The 24,201-nt window shown below is 72.6% G+C and carries 21 protein-coding genes; 16 read left to right on the top strand and 5 right to left on the bottom strand.

Going from position 1 to position 24,201, the window contains the following annotated elements; all coding sequences use genetic code 11:
* Position 1: 1 nt before the first annotated feature.
* Entirely contained in the window at positions 2 to 661 is a 660-nt protein-coding gene (locus tag ACFVZH_RS00680; RefSeq protein ID WP_384890938.1) for a response regulator, read from the top strand.
* Positions 662 to 722: 61 nt separating this feature from the next.
* Here ACFVZH_RS00680 and ACFVZH_RS00675 read toward each other — a convergent pair whose 3' ends face one another.
* Genes ACFVZH_RS00675 through ACFVZH_RS00665 form a run of 3 tightly spaced genes read right to left on the bottom strand, consistent with a single transcriptional unit; the run spans position 723 to position 3,075 of the window.
* Positions 723 to 1,025, bottom strand: a complete 303-nt coding sequence (locus tag ACFVZH_RS00675; RefSeq protein ID WP_384890935.1) for a hypothetical protein — start codon at positions 1,023 to 1,025, stop codon at positions 723 to 725.
* Positions 1,025 to 1,888 (bottom strand): sugar-transfer associated ATP-grasp domain-containing protein, encoded by an 864-nt coding sequence (locus ACFVZH_RS00670; protein WP_384890932.1) that lies wholly within the window; start codon positions 1,886 to 1,888, stop codon positions 1,025 to 1,027. Before ACFVZH_RS00670 ends, ACFVZH_RS00675 begins: the two co-directional genes overlap by 1 nt.
* Complete coding sequence (locus ACFVZH_RS00665) at positions 1,885 to 3,075, bottom strand: 7TM domain-containing protein (protein ID WP_384890929.1); 1,191 nt, start codon at positions 3,073 to 3,075, stop codon at positions 1,885 to 1,887. The genes ACFVZH_RS00670 and ACFVZH_RS00665 overlap by 4 nt, the downstream gene beginning before the upstream one ends.
* A gap of 157 nt (positions 3,076 to 3,232) precedes the next feature.
* Here ACFVZH_RS00665 and ACFVZH_RS00660 point away from each other — a divergent pair, with 157 nt between their 5' ends.
* The 12 genes from ACFVZH_RS00660 to ACFVZH_RS00605 all read left to right on the top strand — a co-directional run bounded on the left by ACFVZH_RS00660 (position 3,233) and on the right by ACFVZH_RS00605 (position 17,230).
* On the top strand, positions 3,233 to 3,811 hold the full coding sequence (locus ACFVZH_RS00660; RefSeq protein ID WP_384890927.1) for a TetR/AcrR family transcriptional regulator: 579 nt from the start codon (positions 3,233 to 3,235) through the stop codon (positions 3,809 to 3,811).
* A gap of 215 nt (positions 3,812 to 4,026) precedes the next feature.
* On the top strand, positions 4,027 to 4,722 hold the full coding sequence (gene ureA / locus ACFVZH_RS00655) for an urease subunit gamma (RefSeq protein ID WP_384890924.1): 696 nt from the start codon (positions 4,027 to 4,029) through the stop codon (positions 4,720 to 4,722).
* Positions 4,719 to 6,470 (top strand): urease subunit alpha, encoded by a 1,752-nt coding sequence (locus ACFVZH_RS00650; RefSeq protein ID WP_384890921.1) that lies wholly within the window; start codon positions 4,719 to 4,721, stop codon positions 6,468 to 6,470. Before ureA ends, ACFVZH_RS00650 begins: the two co-directional genes overlap by 4 nt.
* Positions 6,471 to 6,633: 163 nt before the next feature.
* Positions 6,634 to 7,647, top strand: coding sequence for an agmatine/peptidylarginine deiminase (locus tag ACFVZH_RS00645; RefSeq protein WP_384890918.1), 1,014 nt, complete (start codon positions 6,634 to 6,636; stop codon positions 7,645 to 7,647).
* 80 nt (positions 7,648 to 7,727) lie between these two features.
* On the top strand, positions 7,728 to 9,404 hold the full coding sequence (locus tag ACFVZH_RS00640; RefSeq protein WP_384890916.1) for an ABC transporter substrate-binding protein: 1,677 nt from the start codon (positions 7,728 to 7,730) through the stop codon (positions 9,402 to 9,404).
* Positions 9,401 to 10,360, top strand: coding sequence for an ABC transporter permease (locus ACFVZH_RS00635; protein WP_384890913.1), 960 nt, complete (start codon positions 9,401 to 9,403; stop codon positions 10,358 to 10,360). The genes ACFVZH_RS00640 and ACFVZH_RS00635 overlap by 4 nt, the downstream gene beginning before the upstream one ends.
* The gene (locus ACFVZH_RS00630) at positions 10,357 to 11,211 is read left to right on the top strand and encodes an ABC transporter permease (RefSeq protein WP_384890909.1); all 855 of its coding nucleotides are present in this window, start codon (positions 10,357 to 10,359) and stop codon (positions 11,209 to 11,211) included. The genes ACFVZH_RS00635 and ACFVZH_RS00630 overlap by 4 nt, the downstream gene beginning before the upstream one ends.
* Entirely contained in the window at positions 11,208 to 12,203 is a 996-nt protein-coding gene (locus ACFVZH_RS00625) for an ABC transporter ATP-binding protein (RefSeq protein WP_384890906.1), read from the top strand. Before ACFVZH_RS00630 ends, ACFVZH_RS00625 begins: the two co-directional genes overlap by 4 nt.
* Positions 12,196 to 12,993, top strand: a complete 798-nt coding sequence (locus ACFVZH_RS00620; RefSeq protein ID WP_384890903.1) for an ABC transporter ATP-binding protein — start codon at positions 12,196 to 12,198, stop codon at positions 12,991 to 12,993. Before ACFVZH_RS00625 ends, ACFVZH_RS00620 begins: the two co-directional genes overlap by 8 nt.
* Before the next feature lie 271 nt (positions 12,994 to 13,264).
* Positions 13,265 to 14,410: an agmatine/peptidylarginine deiminase gene (locus tag ACFVZH_RS00615; protein WP_384890901.1), complete on the top strand. Its 1,146-nt coding sequence runs from the start codon at positions 13,265 to 13,267 to the stop codon at positions 14,408 to 14,410.
* A gap of 151 nt (positions 14,411 to 14,561) precedes the next feature.
* Positions 14,562 to 16,013, top strand: a complete 1,452-nt coding sequence (locus ACFVZH_RS00610; protein WP_384890898.1) for a purine-cytosine permease family protein — start codon at positions 14,562 to 14,564, stop codon at positions 16,011 to 16,013.
* 47 nt (positions 16,014 to 16,060) lie between these two features.
* Positions 16,061 to 17,230, top strand: a complete 1,170-nt coding sequence (locus ACFVZH_RS00605; RefSeq protein ID WP_384890895.1) for an agmatine/peptidylarginine deiminase — start codon at positions 16,061 to 16,063, stop codon at positions 17,228 to 17,230.
* Between the two features lie 152 nt (positions 17,231 to 17,382).
* Here the strand turns inward: ACFVZH_RS00605 and ACFVZH_RS00600 are convergent, their stop codons facing one another.
* Positions 17,383 to 18,366 carry a hypothetical protein gene (locus ACFVZH_RS00600; RefSeq protein WP_384890893.1) on the bottom strand — a complete coding sequence of 328 codons (984 nt, stop codon included), beginning with the start codon at positions 18,364 to 18,366 and terminating at the stop codon, positions 17,383 to 17,385.
* Positions 18,367 to 18,369: 3 nt separating this feature from the next.
* Positions 18,370 to 18,729 carry a hypothetical protein gene (locus ACFVZH_RS00595; protein ID WP_384890890.1) on the bottom strand — a complete coding sequence of 120 codons (360 nt, stop codon included), beginning with the start codon at positions 18,727 to 18,729 and terminating at the stop codon, positions 18,370 to 18,372.
* Positions 18,730 to 18,777: 48 nt separating this feature from the next.
* Here ACFVZH_RS00595 and ACFVZH_RS00590 point away from each other — a divergent pair, with 48 nt between their 5' ends.
* The 3 genes from ACFVZH_RS00590 to ACFVZH_RS00580 all read left to right on the top strand — a co-directional run bounded on the left by ACFVZH_RS00590 (position 18,778) and on the right by ACFVZH_RS00580 (position 24,083).
* Positions 18,778 to 21,618, top strand: coding sequence for a CHAT domain-containing protein (locus ACFVZH_RS00590; protein ID WP_384890887.1), 2,841 nt, complete (start codon positions 18,778 to 18,780; stop codon positions 21,616 to 21,618).
* 86 nt (positions 21,619 to 21,704) lie between these two features.
* A complete protein-coding gene (locus tag ACFVZH_RS00585) occupies positions 21,705 to 23,084 on the top strand; it encodes a tetratricopeptide repeat protein (protein ID WP_384890884.1) in 1,380 nt (459 codons plus the stop codon).
* A 105-nt stretch (positions 23,085 to 23,189) separates the two neighbouring features.
* Positions 23,190 to 24,083 (top strand): YhjD/YihY/BrkB family envelope integrity protein, encoded by an 894-nt coding sequence (locus ACFVZH_RS00580; protein WP_384890882.1) that lies wholly within the window; start codon positions 23,190 to 23,192, stop codon positions 24,081 to 24,083.
* The last annotated feature ends 118 nt before the right edge of the window (positions 24,084 to 24,201 follow it).

Raw genomic sequence — 24,201 nt, 5'->3', positions numbered from 1 at the left:
AGTGATACGTGTTCTCCTCGCCGACGACCAGGAGCTGGTCCGCGCCGGCATCAGGCTGGTGCTCAAGCACGCCGACGACATCGAGGTGGTGGCCGAGGCGTCGGACGGCCCCGAGGCGGCCGTGCTCGCCGTCCGGCACCAGGTGGACGTCGCGATGCTCGACATCCAGATGCGGGGCACGGACGGGCTCTGCGCGGCGGAACGCATCGCCGAGCGGGCGCCGTCGGTCCGCGTCGTCATGCTCACCACCTTCGGCGAGCACGCCTACGTCGAACGGGCGCTGAAGGCGGGGGTGACGGGATTCCTCCTGAAGGACAGCACCCCGCAGGAACTCATCCAGGCGGTCCGCAGGGTCGCCTCCGGCGCGCCGGTGGTGTCCCCCCAGATCACCCGGCACCTCATCGACCGCTACCTCGACGGCGACGAGGACACGGCCGATCCCCGCATGAGCCGGATCGCCGACCTCACCAGCCGCGAACGCGAGGTGCTCGCCATGGTGGGCACCGGCGCGTCCAACGCGGAGATCGGCAAGCGGCTGCACCTGGGGGAGGGCACGGTCAAGGCGTACGTGAGCCGCATGCTGACGAAGCTGAGCTGCTCCAACCGCGTCCAGGCGGCCATCCTGGCCCACGACGCCCGGCTCCTGCGCGGCGAGGGCTGACCCACCGGGCATACGGAAACGGGGCCGGGCCGTCGATGTCGACGGCCCGGCCCCGTCGTGTTCATGTCCCGGACGGCCGGGCGGACGGCGAGGGCGAACCCACCGCCGGGGGACCGACCGCGGGCGGGGCCGTCGGCGAGGTCGGCGGCTCCGCCGGCGGCGTGGTCTCCGGCGCCGGCGCGGAGGACCACGCGTCAGTTCCCGGCCCTCTGTCCGGCGTGTCGGTCCGGTGCTCCGCCGGTACCTCCCTTCCCGGGTCCGCGTCGGAGGCGGGCGGCGTCTGCACGCTCGCGGCGCTGACCGCGAGGAAGGCGCCGGCCGCTCCGGCGACGAGGGTCTTGGTCACGAGTGCCGTCCAGCGCATCAGGACCTCCAGGGCTGGGTGGGGGCGGCCATCAGGCCGTGACCGGTGACGTTCTGGATCTGGAGGCCGGGCCGCGCGTTGACCTCCAGGATCAGCGGGCCCCGGTCGGCGTCGACGACGATGTCCGCGCCCAGGTAGTGCAGACCGGTCGCCGCCGCGCACCGGCTCGCGGCGTCGAGCACCTCCGGCCAGTGCGGGACGGTCGCGCCGATGAGGCGGGCCCCGGTGTCCGGGTGGGTCTCGGTCGGCTCCTTGCCGACGAGGGCGTGGGTGATCCGGCCGGTCGGCAGGTCGACGGCGGCGCCGATGGCCTTCTGGTGCAGATTGGCCCGCCCGCCGCTGAACCGGGTGGGCAGCCGGAGCATCGCCAGCTGGGGCTTGCTCCGGTCGCAGATCACCCGGATGTCCGGCAACCCCTGGTGCGACAGCCGGGCCAGGTCGGGGTGGGCCCGGATCAGGGGTTCGAACATGGCCCAGTCGGCGGGGCGCGGGGAGAAGTCCCCGTCCAGGATGCGCCGCAGCTGGTCGGCGACGAGGTCCCGGGAGATCCGCTTCCCGGAGGAGGACGTCCAGTACCGGCGGCGTCGGCCGAAGGCCAGCAGGATGCCGTTGCCGCCCAGACTCTGGTTCGGCTTGAGCGCCCAGCAGTCGGGCAGGCCGTCCCAGTCCAGGGCGGCGATCTCCCGGCGCGAGCGCAGCAGGGCCAGGGTGGGGGAGGTGGGGGCGCCGACCGAGGTCAGCGCCTCCTTGGTGGCGTACTTGTCGTTGACGAGCCGGATGGCGGCCGACGAGTTGTGCCGGGCGATCCGGGCGTTGCGCAGGTTCATGCCCATGACCGGGTCCCAGCCGCGGAGCCGTATCACGCCGAGCCCTCCTGCGCCTTGGCCGCCGGCGCGAACCGGAAGAGTTCGCTCAGCCGCAGCCCGCGGTACGTTCCGGCGATCGCCGTCCACACCGCGCACACGAGCGCGAGCTGGAGGGGCACCGCCTCCGCGACCTCGCGGACGTACGGCGTCAGCAGGAGCAGCGCCACCAGGACGGCGGTGCCCATGGTGAGGGCGGCCCCCACGGCGGCGGCCTTCACGCCGTCGAGGTCCCATGCCTCCCACAGGCGTTCGGTGACGATGGCCGTGACGACGACCGGCAGCGACATGCCCCACGAGTCGGAGAGCCCGAAGCCGCCCAGGGTGAGCTGAGAGGCGATCAGGCCCGTGGTGACCACCGCGATCAGCACGCCGAGCCGGGCGACCCGTGGCAGGTGCAGGCGGCGCAGCAGCGGCTGCATGACGAACCCGAGCGCGAACATCGCCAGCGTCAGGGGTACGCCCAGGGGCAGGCCGGTCTGCGCGTACGCCAGGGCGAGCAGCACCGGGCTGAACGTGCCCAGCGTGTTCAGCCCGACGACCACCCGGAGCATCACGATCAGCAGGCCGGCGAGGGGCAGCAGCGCCATCATCGACACCGGGTCGATCGCCGGTGCCTTGGAGAAGAGGATGCGCAGGGCCGACGGCGCCGCGGTGGAGTCGGGCTGTGTGAGGAGCCGTTTGCCCACCGCCACCTGGAGTCCCTGGACCTCCTGCCGGCCGAGCAGGACGGGGGTCTCGCGCTTGGAGCGGTTGTTGACGCTGAGTTTGGCGACGAACGACCGGCCGGCCAGCCGCACCGTGGAGTCGATCACCGGACGCTTCTCGCGGCCCAGCGCCGAACTCACGGTGATCCTGGGGGCCGCGTCGAGGTCGAAGCCCAGTTCCTTCGCCAGAGCGGTGTCCACCGACGACGCCGACGCCCCGGTGTCGATCAGGGCGAGCACCTCGGAGGTCCGTCCCGTGGGTCCGCTGATGCGCACCATCTCCCGCTCGCCGACGACCTCGGGCGTCCGGCCGAGGGGCCGGTCGGGGGAACCGAGGACGCCCAGGAGCAGGAAGGTCAGGGCGGCCACGGCCGCCAGCACCTTCACGAACACGGGCACCTTCTTGCGCGCACCGTGGCGGGCGCCGGCCGCCCGGCCCCCGCCGTCCGCGCTTTCTTGGTTCTTCTGGAGGTCATGCATGCCAACCAGCGTCGGACGGCGAACCGGGCGTGCGGTAGTACCGATCGGCCGGAGCGGGGCAACGAAAGTTGTGTGTCCCCGGGCCGGGGTGTGGCCCTCCGGCCACACTTCAGGGTCGTGACTCCGCCGGTGGGTGGCGCCCGGTAAGGTTCGGGCCATGGCGTCTCGCAGCACTCAGATCCTCGAAGCCGCCGCCCGGGTGATCGCCCGGCGCGGAGTCCGCGGCCTGCGCGTGGAGGAGCTGGCCGCCGAGGCGGGCGTCTCCACCGCGCTGATCTACTACCACTTCAAGGACCGGACCGGGATCCTGCGCAAGACGCTGGAGTTCATCAGCGACCGCGCCGAGCGCTACACGACGGACCGCGACCCGGGCGCCGAACCGCTGACCCCGCGCGAGGAGCTGGACCAGACCCTGCTGCTCGAACTCCAGGACTCGACCGAGGTCAGGGAGAACAGCAGCGCCTGGGGCGAGTTGCGGGCCAGCGCCGTCTTCGACGAGGTCCTCCGCGAGGACCTGGCGCGCTCGACCCTCGTCTGGGTGCAGGAGGTGGCGGCCCTCCTCGGCCAGGTCCGGCCGATGGCCCCGGCCGTCGCCCTCACGGCCGCCGCCGAGCGCCTGACCGCCCTCCTGGAGGGGCTCAGCATGCGCTGGCTCAGCGGCACCCTCCAGATCGCCCACGCCAGGACCCTGATGAGCGAGGCCATCGACGCCGAGGTCCACCGGCTGGGCGGCTGACGGCCCGCCGGAGGCCGCCGCGGCCTCCGGCGCGTTTCCTCCCCTTCCTCCGTGCACTCCCCGCCGCCGCTCCCGTCCCTGTGAGCAGCGACTTAGGGCTGCCAGAGATCTTGACTGATATTTCAGTCAGTGTCACAGTGGCGCATATCCCACCTCCGCCCTTCAGGAAAGGAACGGGACATGCGTGTGCACAGGCCCCTGGGTCAGGAGGCGAAATGCCTCTGACTCCCACCGAGCGAGACCGGCTGCTGCTCTTCACGGCCGCCCAGCTCGCCCGGACGCGCCTGGAGCGCGGACTGCGGCTCAACGTTCCGGAGGCGACCGCCCTGATCGCCGACACGGTCTGCGAGGCCGCGCGTGACGGCCTCCGGCTCGCCGAGGCCCTCGACCGGGGCCGCAGCGTCCTCGGACCCGACGACGTGCTCCCCGGCGTCACCGACGTCGTGACCGAGATCCAGGTGGAGGCGGTCTTCGAGGACGGCACCCGGCTCGCCGTCATCAGCGCCCCGTTCGGCGAGGTGGAGCACGACGACGGCGCCCCCGGCGCCGTCATCCCCCACACGGGGACGCTGCCGGAGGCCAAGCCGGAGGTCGTCCTGGACGTCCGCAACACCGCGGCGGTGCCCGTCAGCGTGACCTCGCACTTCCACTTCTTCGAGGCCAACCCCCGCCTGGAGTTCGACCGGGCCGCCGCGTACGGCATGCGGCTCGCGGCCCCCGCGGGGTCCTCCACCCGCTTCGACCCCGGGGCCGTGGTCGAGGTCGGACTCGTGGCGATGGGCGGGGACCGGATCGCGATCGGCTTCGCGGGCCTGGTCGACGGGCCGCTGGACGCGCCCGGCGCGAAGACCGAAGCCCTGCGGCGCGCCGCCGCCTGCGGCTACCTGGGAGCGGAAGGGGCAGAGCGATGAGCAGGCCCACGAGACACAGTGACCACTGCGAGCCCGGCAGCAGCCGGCACATCGACCCGCACGAGTACGCCGCCGTGCACGGCCCGCGCGCCGGCGACCGCGTCCGGCTCGGCGACTCCGGGCTCGTCGTCCGGGTGGAGTCGGACTCGCAGGCATACGGCGAGGAGTTCCTGGCCGGGTTCGGCAAGACCGCCCGGGACGGCATGCACCTGAAGGCCGCGGCCGTCCGCGAGACCTGCGACGTCGTCATCACCAACGCGCTGGTGATCGACGCCGTGCAGGGCGTCCGCAAGGTGTCCATCGGCATCCGCGAGGGCCGCATCCACGCCATCGGGCGGGCCGGCAACCCCGACACCGTCGACGGGGTCGACGTCGTCGTCGGCACCGGCACCACGATGATCCCCGGCGAGGGGCTCATCGCCACCGCCGGCGCGATCGACACGCATGTCCACCTGCTCTCCCCGCGGATCATGGAGGCGTCCCTGGCCTCCGGCGTCACCACGATCATCGGCCAGGAGATCGGGCCCAGCTGGGGCGTCGGCGTGAACTCGCCGTGGGCGCTGAAGCTCGGATTCAACGCTTTCGACGCCTGGCCCGTGAACATCGGCTTCCTCGCCCGGGGCTCCGCCTCCGACGAAGCGCCCCTGGTCGAGGCCCTGGCCGAGGGCGGCGCCTGCGGCTTCAAGGTCCACGAGGACATGGGCGCCCACACCCGGGCCCTCGACACCGCCCTGAGGGTCGCCGAGGAGCACGACGTCCAGGTCGCCCTGCACAGCGACGGCCTCAACGAGTGCCTGTCGGTGGAGGACACCCTGCGGGTCCTGGAGGGCCGGACGATCCACGCCTTCCACATCGAGGGCTGCGGCGGCGGGCACGTCCCCAACGTCCTCAAGATGGCGGGCGTGCCGAACGTCATCGGCTCCTCCACCAACCCGACCCTGCCGTTCGGGCGGGACGCCATCGCCGAGCACTACGGGATGATCGTCTCCGTCCACGCGCTCAAGACCGACCTGCCGGGCGACGCCGCCATGGCGCGCGACCGGATCAGGGCCGGGACGATGGGCGCGGAGGACGTCCTGCACGACCTCGGCGCGATCGGGATCACCTCCTCCGACGCGCAGGGCATGGGAAGGGCCGGCGAGACCGTACGCCGGACCTTCGCGATGGCCGGGAAGATGAAGGCCGAGCTGGGCCCGCTGGAAGGCGACGGCGCGCACGACGACAACGCGCGCGTCCTGCGCTACATCGCCAAGCTCACCATCAACCCGGCGATCGCCCACGGCCTCGCCCACGAGGTCGGCTCGATCGAGGTCGGCAAGCTCGCCGACCTCGTGCTCTGGCGCCCCCCGTTCTTCGGGGCCAAGCCGCAGATGGTCCTCAAGGCGGGTTTTCCCGCCTACGGCGTCACGGGCGATCCGAACGCCGCCACCGACACCTGCGAGCCCCTGGTCCTCGGGCCGCTGTTCGGCGCCCACGGTGCCGCGCCGGCCGACCTCTCCGTCGCCTTCGTCAGCCGCGCCGCGGCCGAATCGGGGTCCTTCGGGTCGCCGCACGACACCCTGGCCACCCGGCGCAGGCGGGTCGCCGTACGGGGCACCCGCGGCATCGGTCCCGCCGACATGCTGCACAACGCCCGGATCGGGCAGGTGGACGTCGACCCGCGCAGCGGCCTGGTGACCCTCGACGGCGCTCCCATGCGCTCGGAGCCGGCGCAGCAGGTGTCGCTGAGCAGGCTGTACTTCCTCTGACCCGGCTCGATTGGCCAAATCCCCAAAGCTGCGTCGCTTCTCTTGACTGAATTTTCAGTCGGGAGGAGGATGCTGTTCACACCGCGTACCCGTCCCGCTCCCGCGAGGCAGAGCCGGCCCACCGCCGACGGGTACTTCTGGCGAAACGATAGAGAGACCCGTGATGACTGCATTCCGTATGCCTGCCGAGTGGTCCGCGCACGAGGGGTGCCTGATGGCCTGGCCCGTCCGGGAGGACCTGTGGGACAGCGTGCTGGACGACGTCAAGGAGGAGTACGCGAACGTCGCCCGCGCGATCAACGCCTTCGAGCCCGTGACCATGGTCGCGCCCCCCGGCCACGGCGAGGAGGCCCGCACGAGGTGCGGTGACGGGATCACCGTGGTGGAGCTGGCGCAGGACGACTCGTGGTTCCGCGACTCGGCCCCGATCTTCGTCCTCGACGGCGCCGGCAACCGCGCCGGAGTGGACTTCCGCTTCAACGCCTGGGGCCGCAAGCACAGCCCGTACGACTCCGACGACCGCGTCAGCGGCCTCATCCTGGAGCACCTCGGCGTCGAGCGCATCACCTCCGGCATGATCCTGGAGGGCGGGGCCATCACGGTCGACGGCGAGGGCACCTTGATCACCACCGAGCAGTGCCTGCTCCACCCCAACCGCAACCCCGGGATGAACCGGGACGAGATCGAGACGGAACTGAAATCCCAGCTCGGCGTGGACAAGGTTGTGTGGCTTCCCTACGGCGGTCTGCTGGATACGGAGACCGACGGGCACGTCGACGGCGTCTGCGCGTTCGCCGCCCCCGGTAAGGTCGTCGTCTCCCTGCCCGACGACCCCGCACACCCCGATTACGCTCGTATGCACGCCAACCGCGCGATCCTCGAGAACACCACCGACGCCCAGGGCCGTCCCTTCGAGATCATCGACGTCCCCCAGACCGCCTACGCCGACATCGCCGGCGGCCAGGTCGAGGTGTCCTACCTGAACTACTACGTGGCCAACGGCGGCGTCGTCGTCCCGGTGGCCGGAGTGCCCCAGGACGACGAAGCGCTCGCGGTCATCGCTGCCGCGTACCCCGGCCGGAAGGTCGTCGGGGTGCGGGCGCCCGGGATCGCCTACGGCGGCGGCGGGGTCCACTGCATCACGCAGCAGGTCCCCGCGGTCCCCGCCACCGCCTGAGCCGAGAACGGACCGCTCCCGGAGGGCCGCTCCAGCGGCCCTCCGGCCCCCCGCACCCCTCACGGAAAGAGAGCGCGACGATGACCACACCCCTGCCTCCCGGCAGCAGACGCCCTCGCGGCCGGCGCGGACGGATCGCCGTGACGACGGCCGCCCTGACCTCCCTCGTGGCCCTCGCGGCCTGCTCCGGTCCGCCGAAGGACTCGGGTGTCACCGGCGGCGAGGCCAAGCTCTCCGCCTCGACGCCGCCGGCCCGCGGCGAGATCGACTCCTTCACCTGGGCCGTCTACGCCGAGCCGCCGACGCTCGATTACACGCTGGCGTTCGACTACCCGCAGAACACGATCCTGTCCAACGTGTGCGAGAGCCTGATGCGCTGGAGCCCGGGCCTCACCCTGGAGCCCGGACTGGCGCAGAAGGCGTCCAACCCGGACCCCACCACCTGGGTCTACGACCTGCGGGCCGGCGTGCGCTTCCACGACGGTAGGATCATGTCCGCCGACGACGTGGTCTACAGCCTCGGCCGCCAGCGCGACCCGGACAACGCCGCCGCCTGGGCGCAGAACTTCCAGAACGTCGCCTCCCTCACCAAGACCGGCCCCCTCCAGGTCACCGTCAAGCTCAAGAAGCCCGACTCCCAGTTCCCCCAGTACATGGCGACGGCCGCGGGCGTGGTCGCCTCCAAGGCCGGCGTCGAGGCGGCGGGCAAGGACTACGGCACCACCGGCGACCTCGCCTGCACCGGCCCGTTCAAGCTCGGCACGTGGAGCAAGGGCCAGTCGATCGAGCTGGACCGCTTCGACGGCTACTGGGGCACCAAGGCCAAGGCCAAGAAGGCCGTCTTCCAGGTCCTGACCGACCCCTCGGCCCGCACCAACGCCATGCTCAGCGGGGACGTCGACGGCGGTTACCTCATCCCCACCGAGAGCTACGGCCGCCTGCGCGGCAGCGGCCTCGGCACCCTGTACTTCGGCGAGGGCCTCAGCACGGTCAACGTCAACATCACCAACATGAAGGGCCCGCTCGGCGACCTCCGGGTGCGCAAGGCGCTCTCCCTCGCCCTCGACCGGTCCGGGTTCGTCAAGGCCGGACTCGGCGGCGCCGGCACCGTCACCTCCTCGCTCACCACCCGGGCCGCCTGGGCCGGAGCCTCCGAGCCGACCCTGAAGGCCGCCTTCGACACGCTGGCGCCCACCACCCAGGACCTCGCGAAGGCCAAGGCCCTGATCAAGGAGGCCGGCGCCACCGGCAAGACGCTGACCGTCGCCACCAGCTCCATAGGCCAGGACGTCTCCCTCCTCGCGACCGCCGTACAGGCCGCCGGGAGCCAGATCGGGCTGAAGATCAACCTCAAGACCATCGCGCCCAACGCCTTCACGGCACTCTTCACCGATCCCGCGGCGCGCGAGGGCATCGACATGTTCCCGCTCACCTACTACGACTCGATCACCGACCCGCTGGACCTGCTGACGAACTTCAAGACCGGCGCCTACCTGAACTTCGCCGGCTACAGCGACAAGCACTACGACGACCTCGTCGACCAGGCCACCGCGGTCTACCCGCGCGACCAGCGCCTGAAGATCGAGGCCGGGCTGCAGAAGCAGGCCGCCGAGCAGCTGCTGTGGATCCCGGTCGCCGAGTGGCCCACCGCCGTCTTCCTCAACAAGCGGATCACCGGCGCCCCCACCTCCATCGCGTACATGTACTACCCGTGGGCCGCCGAGGTCGGTGCCGCCGAGGCGGGAGCCACGCAGTGAACTTCCTGAGATTCGCCGCACGCCGGGTGGCGGAGATGGCCGCCACCCTGCTCGGTGCGTCGTTCGTGGTCTTCGGCGCCATGTACCTGGCGCCGGGCAACCCGGCCAGCTTCCTGCTCTCCGGACGCTCCGCCTCGCCGGAGGCCCTCGCCGCGATCAACGCCCAGTACCACCTGGACGACCCCTTCTTCGTCCGGTACCTCAGCTGGCTCGGCGACATCCTGCACGGAGACTTCGGGCGGTCCATCACCTACCGCACCGACGTCTCCCGGCTCCTGGCCGACCGCCTTCCCACCACCCTGCTGCTCGTCGTCATGGCGCTGGTCGTGGTCGTCGTGATCGGCCTGATCCTGGGCTGGGTCGCCGCCGTCCGCGGCGGCGGCACCGACTCCGCGATCCTGGTCGGGACCACCTTCGCCGTCGGCACCCCGTCCTTCGTCGCGGCCGTCCTGCTCCAGGGGCTCTTCGCCGTCAAGCTCGGCTGGTTCCCCAGCGGCGGCTCCGGCGACGGCTTCCTCGACCAGGTCTGGCACCTCACCCTGCCGGCGATCGCCCTCGCCCTCTACCTGATCGGCATGCTCGCCCGGGTCACCCGGTCCGCCATGGCCGAAGCCCTCGACAGCGAACACGTCACGGTCGCCCGCAGCCGCGGCGTCCCCGAGCGCCAGGTCATCAGCCGCCATGTGTTCCGCAACTCGCTGGGCACCGTCCTCACCACCGGCGGACTGATCGTCTCCACCCTCCTGGTCTGCACGATCCTCGTGGAGACCGCGTTCAGCATCGGCGGCGTCGGCCAGCTCCTGGAGCTGTCCACCACGACCAAGGACTTCCCGACCGTCCAGGCGATCTCCCTGATCATCGTCGCCCTCTTCATGACCGTGAACCTGATCGTCGACCTGGTGCTGCCCCTGGTCGACCCGCGGATCACCCTCGGATCGAGGAGTTCCTCCGTATGACCGCCGTCCTGACTCGCAGGCCCGGCCTCGCGAAGATCCGTACCGCCCGGTCCCCGCTGTACCTGGTCTGCCTCGGCTTCGTCGCCCTCGTCACCGTCGCCGCGCTCCTCGCGCCGTGGCTGGTGCCGTACGACCCCAACGCGGTCGACCTCGGCAACGCGCTGGCCGCTCCCTCCCCCGAGCACCTCCTCGGCGTCGACGCCGCCGGCCGCGACACCCTCTCCCGGCTGCTCCTCGGCGCCCGCACCTCGCTCCTGGGACCCCTCGGCGTCGTGGTCTTCTCCACCGTCGCCGGCGTCGCGATCGGCATGGCCGCGGGCTGGCGGGGCGGCTGGCTCGACTCCGTCCTCTCGCGCAGCACCGAGCTGGTCTTCGCCTTCCCCGGCATGCTCCTCGCCATCCTGATCATCTCGATCTACGGCGAGGGACTGCTCGCCCCCGTCATCGCCCTCTCCATCGCGTACCTGCCGTACGTCAGCCGCCTCACCCGCTCCCTCGTGCTGGCCGAACGCAAACGCCCCTACGTCAGCGCCTACCAGGTCCAGGGCCACTCGGCCCTCCAGATCTGCCTGCGCCACGTCCTGCCCAACATCGCCCCCGTCGTCCTCGCCCAGTCCACCATCAACTTCGGCTACGCACTGATGGACCTCGCCGGCCTGTCCTTCCTGGGACTCGGGGTACCCGCGCTCACCCCCGACTGGGGCCGCATGGTCTTCGACGGCCAGACCGCCATCCAGCACGGCTACCCGCTGTCGGCGGTCCTGCCCTGCGTGTTCATCGTGCTCACCGTCGTCGCCTTCAACGTGGTCGGAGAGCGCTGGGCCGACCGCGTCGCCAGGAGAGACCGATGAACCCGACGAAGACCCCGCACACCCTCGACGTCCAAGGGCTGCGCATCACCCTGCCCGGCACGGCCCGGCCCGTCCTCGACGGCGTCGACCTCCACGTCGGCGCCGGCGAGACCGTCGCCCTCGTCGGCGAGTCGGGCTCCGGCAAGACGCTCACCTCGCGCAGCGCCCTGAACCTGCTGCCGCCCGGGGCCGTCGTCGAAGGCGCCGTCCGCGTCCGCGGCGAGGACGTGCTCACCATGACCGCCGACCAACTGCGCGCCCTGCGCACCGGCACGGTGTCCATGATCTTCCAGGACCCCCGCGCCGCCCTGAACCCGCTGCGCCGCATCGGTGACTTCCTCACCGAGAGCGTCACCCTGACCGGGACCATGAGCCGGGCGGACGCCACCGCCCGCGCCGGCGAACTGCTCCGGGCGGTCGGACTCGACGAGTCCGCCCTGCGCAAGTACCCCGGCCAGGTCTCCGGCGGCATGCTGCAACGCGTCATGATCGCGGCCGCCCTCATGGGCGACCCCGCGCTCGTCCTCGCCGACGAGCCCACGACCGCGCTCGACGTCACCACCCAGGCCGAGGTCATCGCCCTCCTGGCCGAACTCCGCGCCCGCTTCGGCACCGGCCTGCTCTTCGTCACCCACGACCTCGACCTCGCCGCCGCGATCAGCGACCGGGTGTACGTCATGTACGCCGGCCGGATCGCGGAGAGCGGACCCGCCGAGGCCCTCTTCGCGCGGCCCCGGCACCCGTACACCTCGGCGCTGCTCGCCTCCACACCCCGCCTGGAAGCCCCGCAGGGCAGGCTCGCCGCCATCGACGGCCAGCCGCCCGACCTCCGGCAGGAACTCATCGGCTGCCCGTTCGCCACCCGATGTCACCTGGCCACCGAGATCTGCGACCAGCAGGCCCCCGAACCGCGGTCCGCCCCCGGCCGTCCGCACCACCAGGCCGCCTGTCACCACAGCGACCGCCTCGAAGGGAGCCCCGTCGATGCCTGAGAACGTCCTGGAGGCCGTCGGCCTCCACCGCGCCTTCGGCAGCGTCCGCGCCGTCGACGACGTCTCCTTCGCCCTCCCCGAGGGCGGCTCGCTGGGCATCGTCGGAGAATCCGGCTCCGGCAAGACCACCACCGCCCGGATCGTCGTCGGTCTGGAGCAGGCCGACTCCGGGGACGTCCTGGTACGCGGCCTGGCCCGCGACCCGCGCAGCCGCGGCCGCGCCCGGCGGCTGGCCAGGGCGCGCGAGGTCCAGATGGTCTTCCAGGACCCGTACCTCTCCCTCGACCCGAGGACCAGCGTCGAGCAGGTGCTGCGCGAGACCCTGCGCCTGCACTTCCCCGGCACCGACCACGACCGGCGCGTCCGCGAGCTCCTCGACCAGGTCGGCCTGGGCACCCGGGCCGCCGACGCGCGGCCCCGGCAGCTCTCCGGCGGCCAGCGCCAGCGCGTCGCCATCGCCCGCGCGCTCGCCGTGGAACCGGCCGTCCTCGTCCTGGACGAGGCGGTCGCCGCGCTCGACGTCTCCGTCCAGGCGCAGATCCTCAACCTCCTCGCGGACATCCGCGAGGAGACCCGGATCGGCTACCTGTTCATCACCCACGACCTCGGCGTGGTCCGGTGCGTCACCGACGACGTCATCGTCATGCGGCACGGCCGCGTCGTCGAGGCCGGCCCCACGGCCGAGGTGCTCGCCGCGCCCCGCCACCCGTACACCCGGCTCCTGCTGGAATCCGTCCCCCGGCCCGGCTGGGACCCCGAGGCCATCGCCGCGGCCCGCCGGGCGCTCTGACCAGGACGTACCCTCCCGCGACGCACCGCGCCCCAACGCACCGTGCCCGCGACGAACCGCCCCGCGAGGCACCGCGCCCCAACGCACCGTGCCCGCGGCGCACCGTGACCGCGACGCACCGCGCCCCAACGCACCGCGTTCGCGGCACACCGCCACCGCACCGAACTCGGCGGCGGGGGACTGGGCGGCATCCTGTGCGCCCACCCCACCCCACCCCACTCCCGTCGCCGACACCCCCACCGCGCACGCACGTTGACACAGGAGGTCAACCATGAACCACCACGCTGTCGCCCGCCACGCGGGCCCCGGGCTCAACAGGCGCCGCTTCCTGGCGGCGGCCGGCCTCACGGCCGCGGGCGCCGCCATCGCGACCGCCGTCCAGAGCCGTGCCGGTGCCGCGCCGTCCGCCGGCTTCTTCCGGGTCCCGGTCGAGGACGTCCGCCACACCCGTACGTGGATGGCGTTCCCGGACAGCACCTCGATCTGGGGCGGCAAGCTGAGCGGCGTCCAGGCCGACATCGCCCTGATCGCCCGTACGATCGCGAAGTACGAGCCGGTCGTCGTGTGCGCCAACTCCGGGAGCGCCGCGAAGGCCCGCACGATGTGCGGCCCCACGGTCACCGTCATCGGCTCGATCCCGGTCGACGACTGCTGGATGCGCGACACGGGGCCGGTCTTCCGTACGGACGGCTACGGCGGCCTCGACACCGTGGGCCTCAACTTCAACGGCTGGGGCAACAAGCAGGCCCACTCCCGGGACGCCCTGGTGGCCGAGCGGATCGCCGCGCACGTGGGGGTGCCGTTCACCTACGCCGACCTGGTCGGTGAGGGCGGCGCCATCGAACAGGACGGCGCCGGCACGCTGATGGCCACCCGCAGCAGCCTCGTGAACCGCAACCGGAACCCCGGGATGTCGGAACGCCAGCTGGAGCGGGCGATGTGCGACGCGTACGGCGCGTCCAAGGTCATCTGGTTCGACGGCGTCTACGGCCAGGACATCACCGACGACCACGTCGACGCGACCTCCCGCTTCCTTTCGCCCGGCGAGGCGCTCGTCCAGATGCCCGTCGCCGCCGACAACGACGCCTACGCCCGTGACGCCCGCCGGCAGTACGACACCCTGTCGGTCTCGACGACCTCGGCCGGCCGCGCGATGGACGTGATGCGCCTCCAGGGCCCGGACTACAACAAGATCCGTTCCACCAACCGGGACTTCCTCGCCTCCTACGCCAACTTCTACCTCTGCAACGACGCGGTCATCTCGGCCCAGTTCGGTGACAAGAGGGCCGACGAGGCGGCACGGGCGACCCTGTCCCGTCTGTACCCCGACCGGTACATCGAGCAGATCAACATCGACCGCCTCGGCACCGGCGGCGGGGGCATCCACTGCGTCACCCAGCAGCAGCCCGTCGCCTGACGAACAGTGACTGAAATTTCCGTCAGCGAGTTCTGTCTCGGCCATTGACTGAAATTTGAGTCAGTCCCTAATGTGAGCGCACCGTACAGCGCCTGCGGTCACCGCGGGCGCTGTACCGATTTCCTGGACGCATCCCTGAACAGGAGCCCACATGGGGCCAGTTGTCTCGCAGACGCATGATTCCGCATCGCACGCGGGCATCGAACAGCACTCGATCGACTGGGTGCCCCTTTCGGAACGGCACGGCAAACCCTCGAGCGTCGGGGCCATCTGGTTCGTCGGCAGCCTCAACCTCACGGGTCTGGCGACCGGCGTCGTGACGCTCTCCATGGGGGCCTCGCTCGTCTGGACGGTGATCGCCACCGTCCTCGGCTCGCTCTTCGGAACGTTCTTCATGGCGTTCCACTCGGCCCAGGGCCCCCAGCTGGGTCTGCCCCAACTGGTCCAGTCCCGGCCCCAGTTCGGCTACCTCGGCGCCGCGCTCACCGTGTGGGTCTTCGCCCTGGTGAACTACGTGGCCTTCAACACCTCCGACGCCCTGCTGTCCGGCCAGGCCATGAACCTGCTCACCGGCATACCCAACGGCATCGGCTATCTGCTGGCCGCCGCGGTGGCCACGGTCATCGCCCTGTTCGGCTACGAGTGGATCCACCGGATCAACAAGTGGCTCACCTGGCCGTTCGTCGTCGTCACCGCGGCGATCACCGCGGCCGCCCTCTTCGGCGGCGGCCTCCCGGACGGCGTCTGGACGCCGGGCCCGTTCGAACTCGCCCCCTTCATGCTGGTGTTCGTCTTCGTCGCCGGCTTCCAGCTCGGCTGGGCGCCGTACGTCTCGGACTACTCGCGCTACCTGAGACCCGACGTCCCCGTCCGCAGCACCTTCTGGTGGACCTACCTGCCGAGCGCGATCTCCGGCATCTGGGTGTTCGTCCTCGGAGCCGTGGTCTCCGCGGGCGCCCCCGAGGGCACCGACCCGGTGACCGCCCTGAAGCTGGCCGCCGACCGGCTGTTCGACGGCTTCGGCACGATCGCGGTGATCGTCCTCCTCGTGGGACTGCTCTCCATCATGGCGATCAACCAGTACGGCGGCAGCCTCACGATGATCTCGATCGTCGACTCGTTCCGCCCGGTCAAGCCGACGCGTTCGATCCGCGTCGTGACCATCGGCATCATGCTGGTGGCCGTCGGAACGGTCTCCACCCTGGTCGGCATCGACCAGTTCAACTGGTTCTTCGCGAACGTGGTCGTCGTCCTGACGTACCTGTTCATCCCCTGGACGGCCATCAACCTGGTCGACTTCTTCTTCGTGCGACGCGGCCAGTACGTCGTCAAGGAGATCTTCAACCCGAACGGCATCTACGGCCGATGGGGCTGGCGCGGAAACCTCGCCTACGTGATCGGCCTGGCCTGCATGGCCCCGTTCATGGTCATCACCGGCCTCTTCGTCGGACCCGTAGCCAAGATCCTCGGCGGCGTCGACTGCTCGATCTTCGTCGGCCTGCCGGTGGCGGGCGCCCTCTACTGGGCCTTCGCCCGAAGCCTCGATCTGACCACCGAACGCCGGATGGTCCGGGAGGAGGGGCTGCTGGACCGCCTGCACTGAGCAACCCGCGCCTGCACGTACAGAACCTTTGAGAGAAGGAGCACCACGTGAACACAGAGCACGACGGCGAACGCCCCGGCATCAGCCGCAGAACCCTCCTGGCCCGGACCGGAGCGGCCGCCGCCGCCCTGGCGGTGGGACCCGTCATCGGCGGCATCCAGCCGGCCATGGCCGCCTCCTGGCGCGTCCCGGGCGAGGACGCTCCGCACAAGCGGACCTGGATGGCCTGGCCGTCCAGCTACACGATCTGGGGCAACCTGCTGTCCAAGATCCAGGCCGACATCGCCAAGCTGGCCAAGGAAGTCGCCAAGTACGAACCCGTGATCATGTGTGCGGACGGCTCCTCGGCCGCCTCGCAGGCCCGGACGGCGTGCGGGTCCACCGTCACGGTGATCAGCTCCATCCCGGTGTCGGACTGCTGGATGCGGGACACCGGCCCGCTGTTCCGCGTCGACGGGGCCGGCGGCCTCGACTCCTTCGGCCTGAACTTCAACGCCTGGGGCGAGAACGCCACGACCTTCTACGGTCTCCCGGCCTCCGCCTACGCCAAGGACCGTCTGGTCGCGGGCCGTGTCGCCTCCTACGCGGGCGTCCCGTTCGCCAGTGCGTCCGTGGTCGGCGAGGGCGGTGGCATCGAGTACGACGGCGACGGCACCGTGATGGCGACCGAGAGCTGCTGGCTCAACAGCAACCGCAACCCCGGCAAGTCGCGGAGCCAGGTCGAGGCGGAGCTGCTGGCCCGCTTCGGCGCCACGAAGATGATCTGGCTGCCCGGCGTCAAGGGCGAGGACGTCACCGACGGCCACATCGACGGAACCGCCCGCTACATCAAGCCCGGTGTGGTGATGGTGCAGCTGGCCGGCGCCGTACGGCCCGACGTGTGGACCGCCAACGCCCAGGCCATGTACAACGTCCTGGCCAACGCGACCGACGCGAAGGGACGCAGGCTCCAGGTCCTCACCATCGAGGGGCCCGACACCCTGCCCCGCATCTCGGCGGGCAAGCGCGCGGACTTCCTCAGCTCGTACATGAACTGGACGGTGACCAACCAGGCCATCATCACCACCCAGTTCGGCGACACCGCCAAGGACGCGGCGGCCAAGGCGGCGATCTCCGCCGCCTACGGCCGGCCCGTCGTCCAGCTCAACCTCGACAACCTGTACGGCAACGGCGGCGGTGGCGCCCACTGCGTCACCATGCAGGAGCCCAACCGCTGACCCCGGCACGACCGGCCGGCCGTTGAGCCGCAGCCCGGGTCCCGTCCTCGGGGCCCGGGCTGTCCCGTACCGCCGGGGCGTCGTGATCCTTTACCGCCGGGACGCCCTGATCCTTTCCGGGCCGGGGAACCCCGGGGAACCGGAGGACCTGATCAGACCCCCTTGCGGAGGGCGCGGGTGATCTCCAGGCCCTCGGCCTCGGTGAGCCGGTCCTCGCAGGGGATGCCGAGGGCGGTGGCGAGGTCGCGGCCGTGGAGGTCGACGGCCGACTCGACGAGTTCGGCGAACTCGTGCACGGCGAGGCGGCCTTGGCGCCAGGCCGAGGACCAGACGACGGCGACGACGAGGGCGGCCGGCCACCACCACAGGGCGGGCAGGACGTAGAGCGCGCCCCAGCCCGCGCGGCGGGCCGCCGCGGTCAGGGCGGCACGGGCGGACCGGATCTCGCCGTGGGCGGTGTCGGGCAGGAGCAGCCACAGCCTGGGCCAGGCCGTGGTGAGGTCGAGCCGGTAGGCCCGGTGGACGCGGGCGTCGACGGAGAGCAGCCGGTCGCCCATCCACGTGGGGCGGGCCGGGCGGGTGAGCGCGATGAGGTTGCGGCGCGCGTTCAGCGCGACCGTGACGTCGGCGGGGTCCCCGTCGTCGCCGTGGCCGTCCGCGGAGTGCGCGCGCGACGGCAGTTCCCCGGCCGCGTCGGGCCTGGCATCCCCCGCCGCGGCAGCGGTGACGCGCAGCACCCTGGCGGTCAGGGCCTGCCGGTACCGGGCGTCGGCGGCGCCCCACCGGCGTACCCGGCGACGGGTCAGGGCGCGGCCCGCCGGGCGGAGCGGTCCGGGCCAGTCACCGAGCCAGAGCCGCTCGACGCCGCCGCCGAGTGCGGCGGCGAGTCGGCTGACGCCGGCGGAGGCCACCAGGACGAGGGTCGCGATCAGGACCACCGAGCCGGGGGAGTGGGCCGTCGGGAGCTCGGCGAGCCGGTCGATGCGCTCGACGAGCCGGCCGCGGTCGGTCGCGTGCCGGTGGCCGAGGACCGAACCGGCCGACGCCACCGCGAGGTAGAGCAGACCGGGCAGCACGAGCAACGAGAGCCAGGTGTCGGCGAGTTTGCCGCCGAGCGTCGTCAGGAACGCGGTCATCGCTCACAGCCTCACCAGACGCAGGGAGGTGTCGAACAGGTCGCAGGTGCCGCCGCCTTCGAGAACCACCCGGTCGCACCGCCCCACCGGACACACCAGGGCCTCCTCCACGGGGTGCCCGCCGCCGAGGTCGGGGAGCACGCCGCCACCGGGGGAGCGCTGCTCCCCGAGTCCTCGGGCGATGCCCCATGTCCGCAGCAACTCGTCGACGGTGTCCGCGAGTCGACCGGCGTCGTCGTCCGCCCCGAAGGCGGTGAGCGCGGAGTCCAGCGCGGCCTGTTGTCCCCGGTGCTCCGCGACGCGGCGGATCGCGGTGAGCTGCTCGCACAACCGCGCAAGCCATATGGATCCGTCCCCCGCCATCCCGCCGCCCCTCGATCGGTGCCGACCTCGCTGAGTACGGTAACGCGTGTGACTGCGAGGCGTGACGACTTGGTGCGGGCGCTCGACGCCCGTCTGCTGATGTACCGGTCATCCATGGACCCGGCGGCGGTGCTGCATCCTCATGTCCTGGGGTGGATAAGGGAGTTGATGACCCTCGTGCCGGATCCCTCGGCCGACCCCGAGGTCGTGCGGGCCATCGCCGACCTGTATCTCTGCCGGAGCCTGGCGCTGGGCGCGGAACAGGGACGCGAGGACGCGGCCGTCGCGGCGGCCCTGGAGCGCTTCGTCACACGCGAGGGACCCACCGGCGCGAGAGCGGGCACGGACGCGGAACCGGGCACGGACGCGGAACCCGGCACGGAAGGTGAATCCGGCCGGCGGGTGGCCGCCGTCTATCTGGAGGCGTGCGAGAGCGCGGCAGCGGCCCAACGCGACCCGGACCCCGCGCTGTTGCAGCAGGCGCTTCGGGCGACGAAGGCCGCGGTCGACGCCATCCCCGTACGGCTCCGTCCCCTGCGGGCCACCGTTCTCGCCCTGCGGGGAATGACCCTGCGCCGAAAGTACGAGCAAGGCGGCGAACCGGCGGACCTGGGCGACGCCATTTCCGCGCTCCGGGAGGCCGAGGCGACGGCCGGCAGCGGCCACCCCGAGCGGGCGCGCATCCTCTCGGCGCTCGGCGCCGCGCTGCGCGAACGCCACGACCACGGAGGAGGTCTCGAGGACGTACTGGAAGCGGTACGGGTCGCCCGCGCGGCCGTCGAGACCGGCGAGGAGGGCGACCGCGGGGGCAGGCTGCACAACCTGGGGCTCGCCCTGCGGCGACGCCACGAACGCACCGGGGACCGGGCCGACCTCGAAGAGGCCGTCGCCGTCCACCGCGAAGCCGTCGCCCGCACCCCGGCGGACCACCGGGACCACGCCCTGCTCCAGCAGGGCCTGGCCAACGCCCTGCACGCCCGGTACGAACGCGACGGCCGCGCCGAGGACTTCGAGGCCCGCGTGGCGGCCCTGGAAGTCGCCGCCGACACCGCCCGTGGCGGCGCGGTGGAGGAAGGCGGCCACCACGAGGCGTGGCCCGCCGCCCTGCTCGCTCTGGCCACCGCCCTCGCCGAACGGCACGAGGCGACGGGCCGGGACGCCGACGCGGACCGCGCCGAGAGGCTGCTGCGCACGGCAGCCGCCGCGCTGCCGCCCCGGCACCCGCACAGCGCCCTGATCCAGCACGAACTCGGTCTGCTGCTCAGCCGCCGCGAACGGGCCGGCGCCGCGGCCGCCCTGCGTACCGCCGCCTTCCACCCGGCCACCACACCCCGCCTGCGCCTCCAGGCCGCCCACGCCTGGGCGCGCGGGGAGATGGAGGCGGGCCGGCCGGAGGAGGCGATGACCGCGTACGAGCAGGCCGTCGCCCAACTGCCCGCCCTCGTCCCGCGCCATCTGGCACCCGTCGACGCCGAGCACGCGCTCGCCGAGACCCGGGGCCTGGCCGGCGAGGCCGCGGCCTGCGCCCTGGCCGTCGGGGACGAGACCGGCGCGCTCGCCCTGCTGGAGCTGGGACGGGGGATCCTGCTCGCGCAGGGCATGAAGCACCACGACGAGGTGGCCGAACTCCGCAGCCAGGCACCGGAGTCAGCCGACCGGCTGGTGTGGCTTCGCGCCCGGCTCGACACCGGGGAGGAGGACGCGTCGCCGGACCGACGGCACGAGCTGGCGGCCGAATGGGACGGGCTCCTCGCCCGGATCCGCGCCCGGGAGGGATTCGAGGACTTCCTGCGCCCCCGGCGATCCACCCGGCCGCTGCCACCGGGCACGGAAGGGCCCGTCGTCCTCGTCAACGTCAGCCGGTTCCGCTGCGACGCGCTCACCCTCACCGCCGACGGGCTCGGGGTCGTACCGCTGCCCGACCTGACCCTGCCCGAGGTGCTCGACCGCACGGTGTCCTTCCTCGGTGCCCTCGACCGGCTCCGGGAGCCCGACACGGACGACCTCCTGGCCCAGATGTCCGCCGAGGAGGAGCTCGACGGCCACCTCGCCTGGCTCTGGGACGCGGTGACCGGCCCCGTGCTCGACGCCCTCGGCCTCACCGGGCCCTCCGGAGGCCGACCGCCCCGCATCTGGTGGATTCCCACCGTACCGCTGGCCTTCCTCCCCCTGCACGCCGCCGGACACCACCGAGAGGCGGCCGGGCGAACCGTACTCGACCGAGCCGTCTCGTCGTACGCCCCCACCGTGCGCGCCCTCGCGCGAAGCCGGCGCCCCCCGGACCGCCCGCCCGCCCCCGCGTTCCTGGTGGTCGGCGTCCCCGAGGCACCCGCGGCCCGGCCGCTCCCCGGGGCGGCCGAGGAGGCGGCCGCGGTCGCCGGCATGCTCGGCGGGGCCCGCCTGCTGACCGGACCGGCCGCGACCCGCGACGCCGTGGTCGCCGCTCTCGGCGACCACACCTGGCTGCACTTCTGCGGTCACGGCGCCGCCGAACCCACCACCGCCTCCGGCAGCCGCCTGCTCGTCCACGACCACCTCGACCACCCCCTCACCGTCGCCGGCATCTCCCGCCTCGACCTCCCCGCGGCCGAACTCGCCTACCTGTCCGCCTGTACCACCGCCAGGACCGGTTTCACCGCCATGGACGAGGCACTCCATCTCGCCGGCGGTCTCCACCTCGCCGGATTCCGCCATGTGCTGGGCTCCTTGTGGGAGATCGACGACATGGTGTCCCTGCGCGTCGCCGAGCGCGTGTACGCCGGCCTCGGCGCGCCCCGACCGGTGGCGGACCGGGCCGCGTACGCCCTGCACGACGCGGTCCGCGAGATGCGCGACCGCTATCGGGCCACACCGTCGCTGTGGGCGGCGTACATTCACGTAGGGCCATGAACACGCCTATTACGCAAGCGAGTTGGGTGCTACCGCCGGACAGCGCGACGATGCCGGCGGCGCCACCCCGCCGAAGGGGGAGAGCTGTGAGCAGGTGGTGGAGACGCGGCGGGGCCGACGGCGGCGACGGCCGGACGGCGGGGGGACGCGCGGGCCCGACCAGGGACGAACGCGTCGACGCCGCGTACCATCACGGCTTCCCGATCACGGAGGACCTCGCACGGCAGGCCGCGGAAGCGGGCAACGTCAAGGCGATGACGGTCTACGGCATCGGCCTCGGCAACCGCGGGGCCATGGCCGAGGCCGAGGAATGGCTCCAGCGCGCGCGGGCGGCCGGCGACCCGATGGCCTCCGTGGTGCTGGGCACGATCCGCCTGGACCGCGGAGATTACGCCGAGGCCGAGCGGTACTTCAGGCCGGTCGCCGAGACCGGCAACGCCATGGCCCGGCAGGCGCTGGACGAAGCACGCGCCCTGCGCGCGGCGGCGGACCGCGCACCCGACCCGGTACCCCCGGCACCCGCTCCCGCACCCGCCCGCACACCGGACGCGCCCGCCCCGCCGGACAAGGCCGTCGAGTGGGCGACCCGCCAACTGCTCCGCAACACCGACGACAGCCACCCCCACGTGCACCTGGCCATGGCCGTGCTCAGCGCCCACGAGGGCGACTGGAACTCCGCCCGGACCTACTTCGCCGCCGCGCGGGAATCGGGCGACCCCGAGGTCCTGTACTGGATCTCCCTGATGCGCATGGGCGAGGACGGCCCCGAGGCGGCCCTGCCCCACATCCGGCGCGCCGCCGACGCCGGACACCCGGCCGCCCGGCACACGATGGGAGCGCTGCTGGCCGAAGCGGGCGAGGCAGCCGAGGCGGAGCGGTACTACCGGCTCGCCGCCGACGCCGGACACGTCGACTCGTACGTCAACCTGGGCGTCCTGCTCCGGGAGCGCGGCGACCTCGACGGAGCGGAGACGTACTACCGCAAAGCCATCGACGCGGGCGACACCGGCGGCATGAACAACCTCGGGAACCTGCTGCGTCGGCGCGGGGACATGGCCGGCGCCGAACAGTGGTGGCGCAGGGCCGCCGACGCGGGCAACGTCGACGCGATCGTCAGCTGCGGCGCCGTCCTCGCGGAGCGCGACGACTGGGAGGGCGCCGAGGAGTACTGGCGCCGCGCCGCGGAGCAGGGCCATACCGCCGCCAAGCTCAACCTGGCGACGGCGCTGATGCGCAGGGGAGAGGGGGCCGAGGCCGAACGCTGGCTGCGGACCGTCGAAGCTCCGGCCGAAGCGCCGGCGTCCGCCGCGCCCCGGCCGGACGGGCCCGACCTGGCGGCCGTAGCCGACTGGCTCGGCGGCCCCGCCCGCGCCGGTGACGCCGACGCCCGCGCCGCGCTCGACCTCCTGGAGGGGAAGGGGGAGACCCCCGGAGAGGGGCGGCCGACCCCCGGAGAGGGGCCCTGAGGCACCCGGTCCGCACCGTTCCCCCGAACGGCCCAGAGCACTCGCCGGGCAGGGCGGCGTCGCTTCCAATGGGCAGGACCGGTCGGGGCAGGGTCGGGAGGCGGGATGTCGTGGGCGACCCGGGTACGGAACATCCGTACGGGGGCGGAGCGCCGTTTCCCGGTGCTCTCGGAACTGACGGCGAGACTGGTGAGCGGGAACCTGCTGGATTCGGCCACCCGCCTGGCCGCTCAGGGGTTCCTGGCCGCCGTGCCCCTGCTGTTCGCCGTCGCGGCGTTCGCCCCGCTCGGGGTGCGGCAGCAGCTGGCCGACTCCCTGCGCTCCATGTTCGGACTGAGCGGCGCGTCGGACCACGAACTCCGCCAGGTCCTCAACCGGTCCGCCCCCGACGGACTGCGGGAGACCACCGGCGTCGTCGGCGCGCTCGTGGCGCTGGTGTCGGCCACGAGTTTCAGCCGCGCCATGGCGCGGGTGTGCGAACGGGCCTGGGGGCTGCCCAAGGCCGGGACCCGGATCGCGGCCTGGCGCTGGACCGTGTGGCTGCTGGCCCTGCTCCTGGTGGTGCTCCTCCAGGAGCCCCTCCGCGAAGGCTTCGGCGTCGGCCTCTGGCTGGGCATGCCGGTGTTCTTCCTGGTGAGCACCGGAGTGTGGCTGTGGACCCAGCACCTCCTGCTCGTCAAGCGCGTCGCCTGGCTCCCGCTCCTCCCCGGCGCGCTCCTGGCCGGCGTCGCCACGAGCGTCCTCGGACTCACGGCACGCCTCTACATGCCGGGCGCCCTCAACAGGGCCCTGGCCGAGTACGGCTCGCTGGGCCTGGTCCTCACCATGCTGTCCTGGCTGATCGTGGTCTGCGCCGCCCTCACCTTCTCGTTCACCATCGGCGCCGTACTGGCGCGGGAACCCCCGCTGAGCCACTACCTCGGCACGGACCGCCCGACGCCCGGCCCGGACACCTCCCGGCCGGAGCCGCCGGCCCGGCCCGGGCGGTCCGGGTCGTGACGCCCCCGCGCCGCTCCGAGCGCCGTCGGGGCCCCGCGCGGGGGGCCGGGGCGGCGGGTTTGAGCCGCTGGGGGGACACCCCCGGCCGCGAGGCGCCCGCCCCGGACGGCAGCACCGG

The sequence above is a fragment of the Streptomyces sp. NPDC059534 genome (genome assembly GCF_042743475.1).
In the GTDB taxonomy this organism is placed as follows: Bacteria; Actinomycetota; Actinomycetes; order Streptomycetales; family Streptomycetaceae; genus Streptomyces.
The sequence above is the reverse complement of the archived record's forward strand: the minus strand, read 5'-3'. Positions and strand labels throughout refer to the sequence as shown.

Excerpts from the sequence above, each read along its gene's own strand:
- ACFVZH_RS00675 (WP_384890935.1), bottom strand. The coding sequence starts at position 1,025 with ATGCGCTGGACGGCACTCGTGACCAAGACCCTCGTCGCCGGAGCGGCC.
- ACFVZH_RS00665 (WP_384890929.1), bottom strand. The coding sequence starts at position 3,075 with ATGCATGACCTCCAGAAGAACCAAGAAAGCGCGGACGGCGGGGGCCGG.
- ACFVZH_RS00660 (WP_384890927.1), top strand. The coding sequence starts at position 3,233 with ATGGCGTCTCGCAGCACTCAGATCCTCGAAGCCGCCGCCCGGGTGATC.
- ureA (WP_384890924.1), top strand. The coding sequence starts at position 4,027 with ATGCCTCTGACTCCCACCGAGCGAGACCGGCTGCTGCTCTTCACGGCC.
- ACFVZH_RS00650 (WP_384890921.1), top strand. The coding sequence starts at position 4,719 with ATGAGCAGGCCCACGAGACACAGTGACCACTGCGAGCCCGGCAGCAGC.
- ACFVZH_RS00645 (WP_384890918.1), top strand. The coding sequence starts at position 6,634 with ATGACTGCATTCCGTATGCCTGCCGAGTGGTCCGCGCACGAGGGGTGC.
- ACFVZH_RS00640 (WP_384890916.1), top strand. The coding sequence starts at position 7,728 with ATGACCACACCCCTGCCTCCCGGCAGCAGACGCCCTCGCGGCCGGCGC.
- ACFVZH_RS00630 (WP_384890909.1), top strand. The coding sequence starts at position 10,357 with ATGACCGCCGTCCTGACTCGCAGGCCCGGCCTCGCGAAGATCCGTACC.
- ACFVZH_RS00625 (WP_384890906.1), top strand. The coding sequence starts at position 11,208 with ATGAACCCGACGAAGACCCCGCACACCCTCGACGTCCAAGGGCTGCGC.
- ACFVZH_RS00620 (WP_384890903.1), top strand. The coding sequence starts at position 12,196 with ATGCCTGAGAACGTCCTGGAGGCCGTCGGCCTCCACCGCGCCTTCGGC.
- ACFVZH_RS00615 (WP_384890901.1), top strand. The coding sequence starts at position 13,265 with ATGAACCACCACGCTGTCGCCCGCCACGCGGGCCCCGGGCTCAACAGG.
- ACFVZH_RS00610 (WP_384890898.1), top strand. The coding sequence starts at position 14,562 with ATGGGGCCAGTTGTCTCGCAGACGCATGATTCCGCATCGCACGCGGGC.
- ACFVZH_RS00600 (WP_384890893.1), bottom strand. The coding sequence starts at position 18,366 with ATGACCGCGTTCCTGACGACGCTCGGCGGCAAACTCGCCGACACCTGG.
- ACFVZH_RS00595 (WP_384890890.1), bottom strand. The coding sequence starts at position 18,729 with ATGGCGGGGGACGGATCCATATGGCTTGCGCGGTTGTGCGAGCAGCTC.
- ACFVZH_RS00580 (WP_384890882.1), top strand. The coding sequence starts at position 23,190 with ATGTCGTGGGCGACCCGGGTACGGAACATCCGTACGGGGGCGGAGCGC.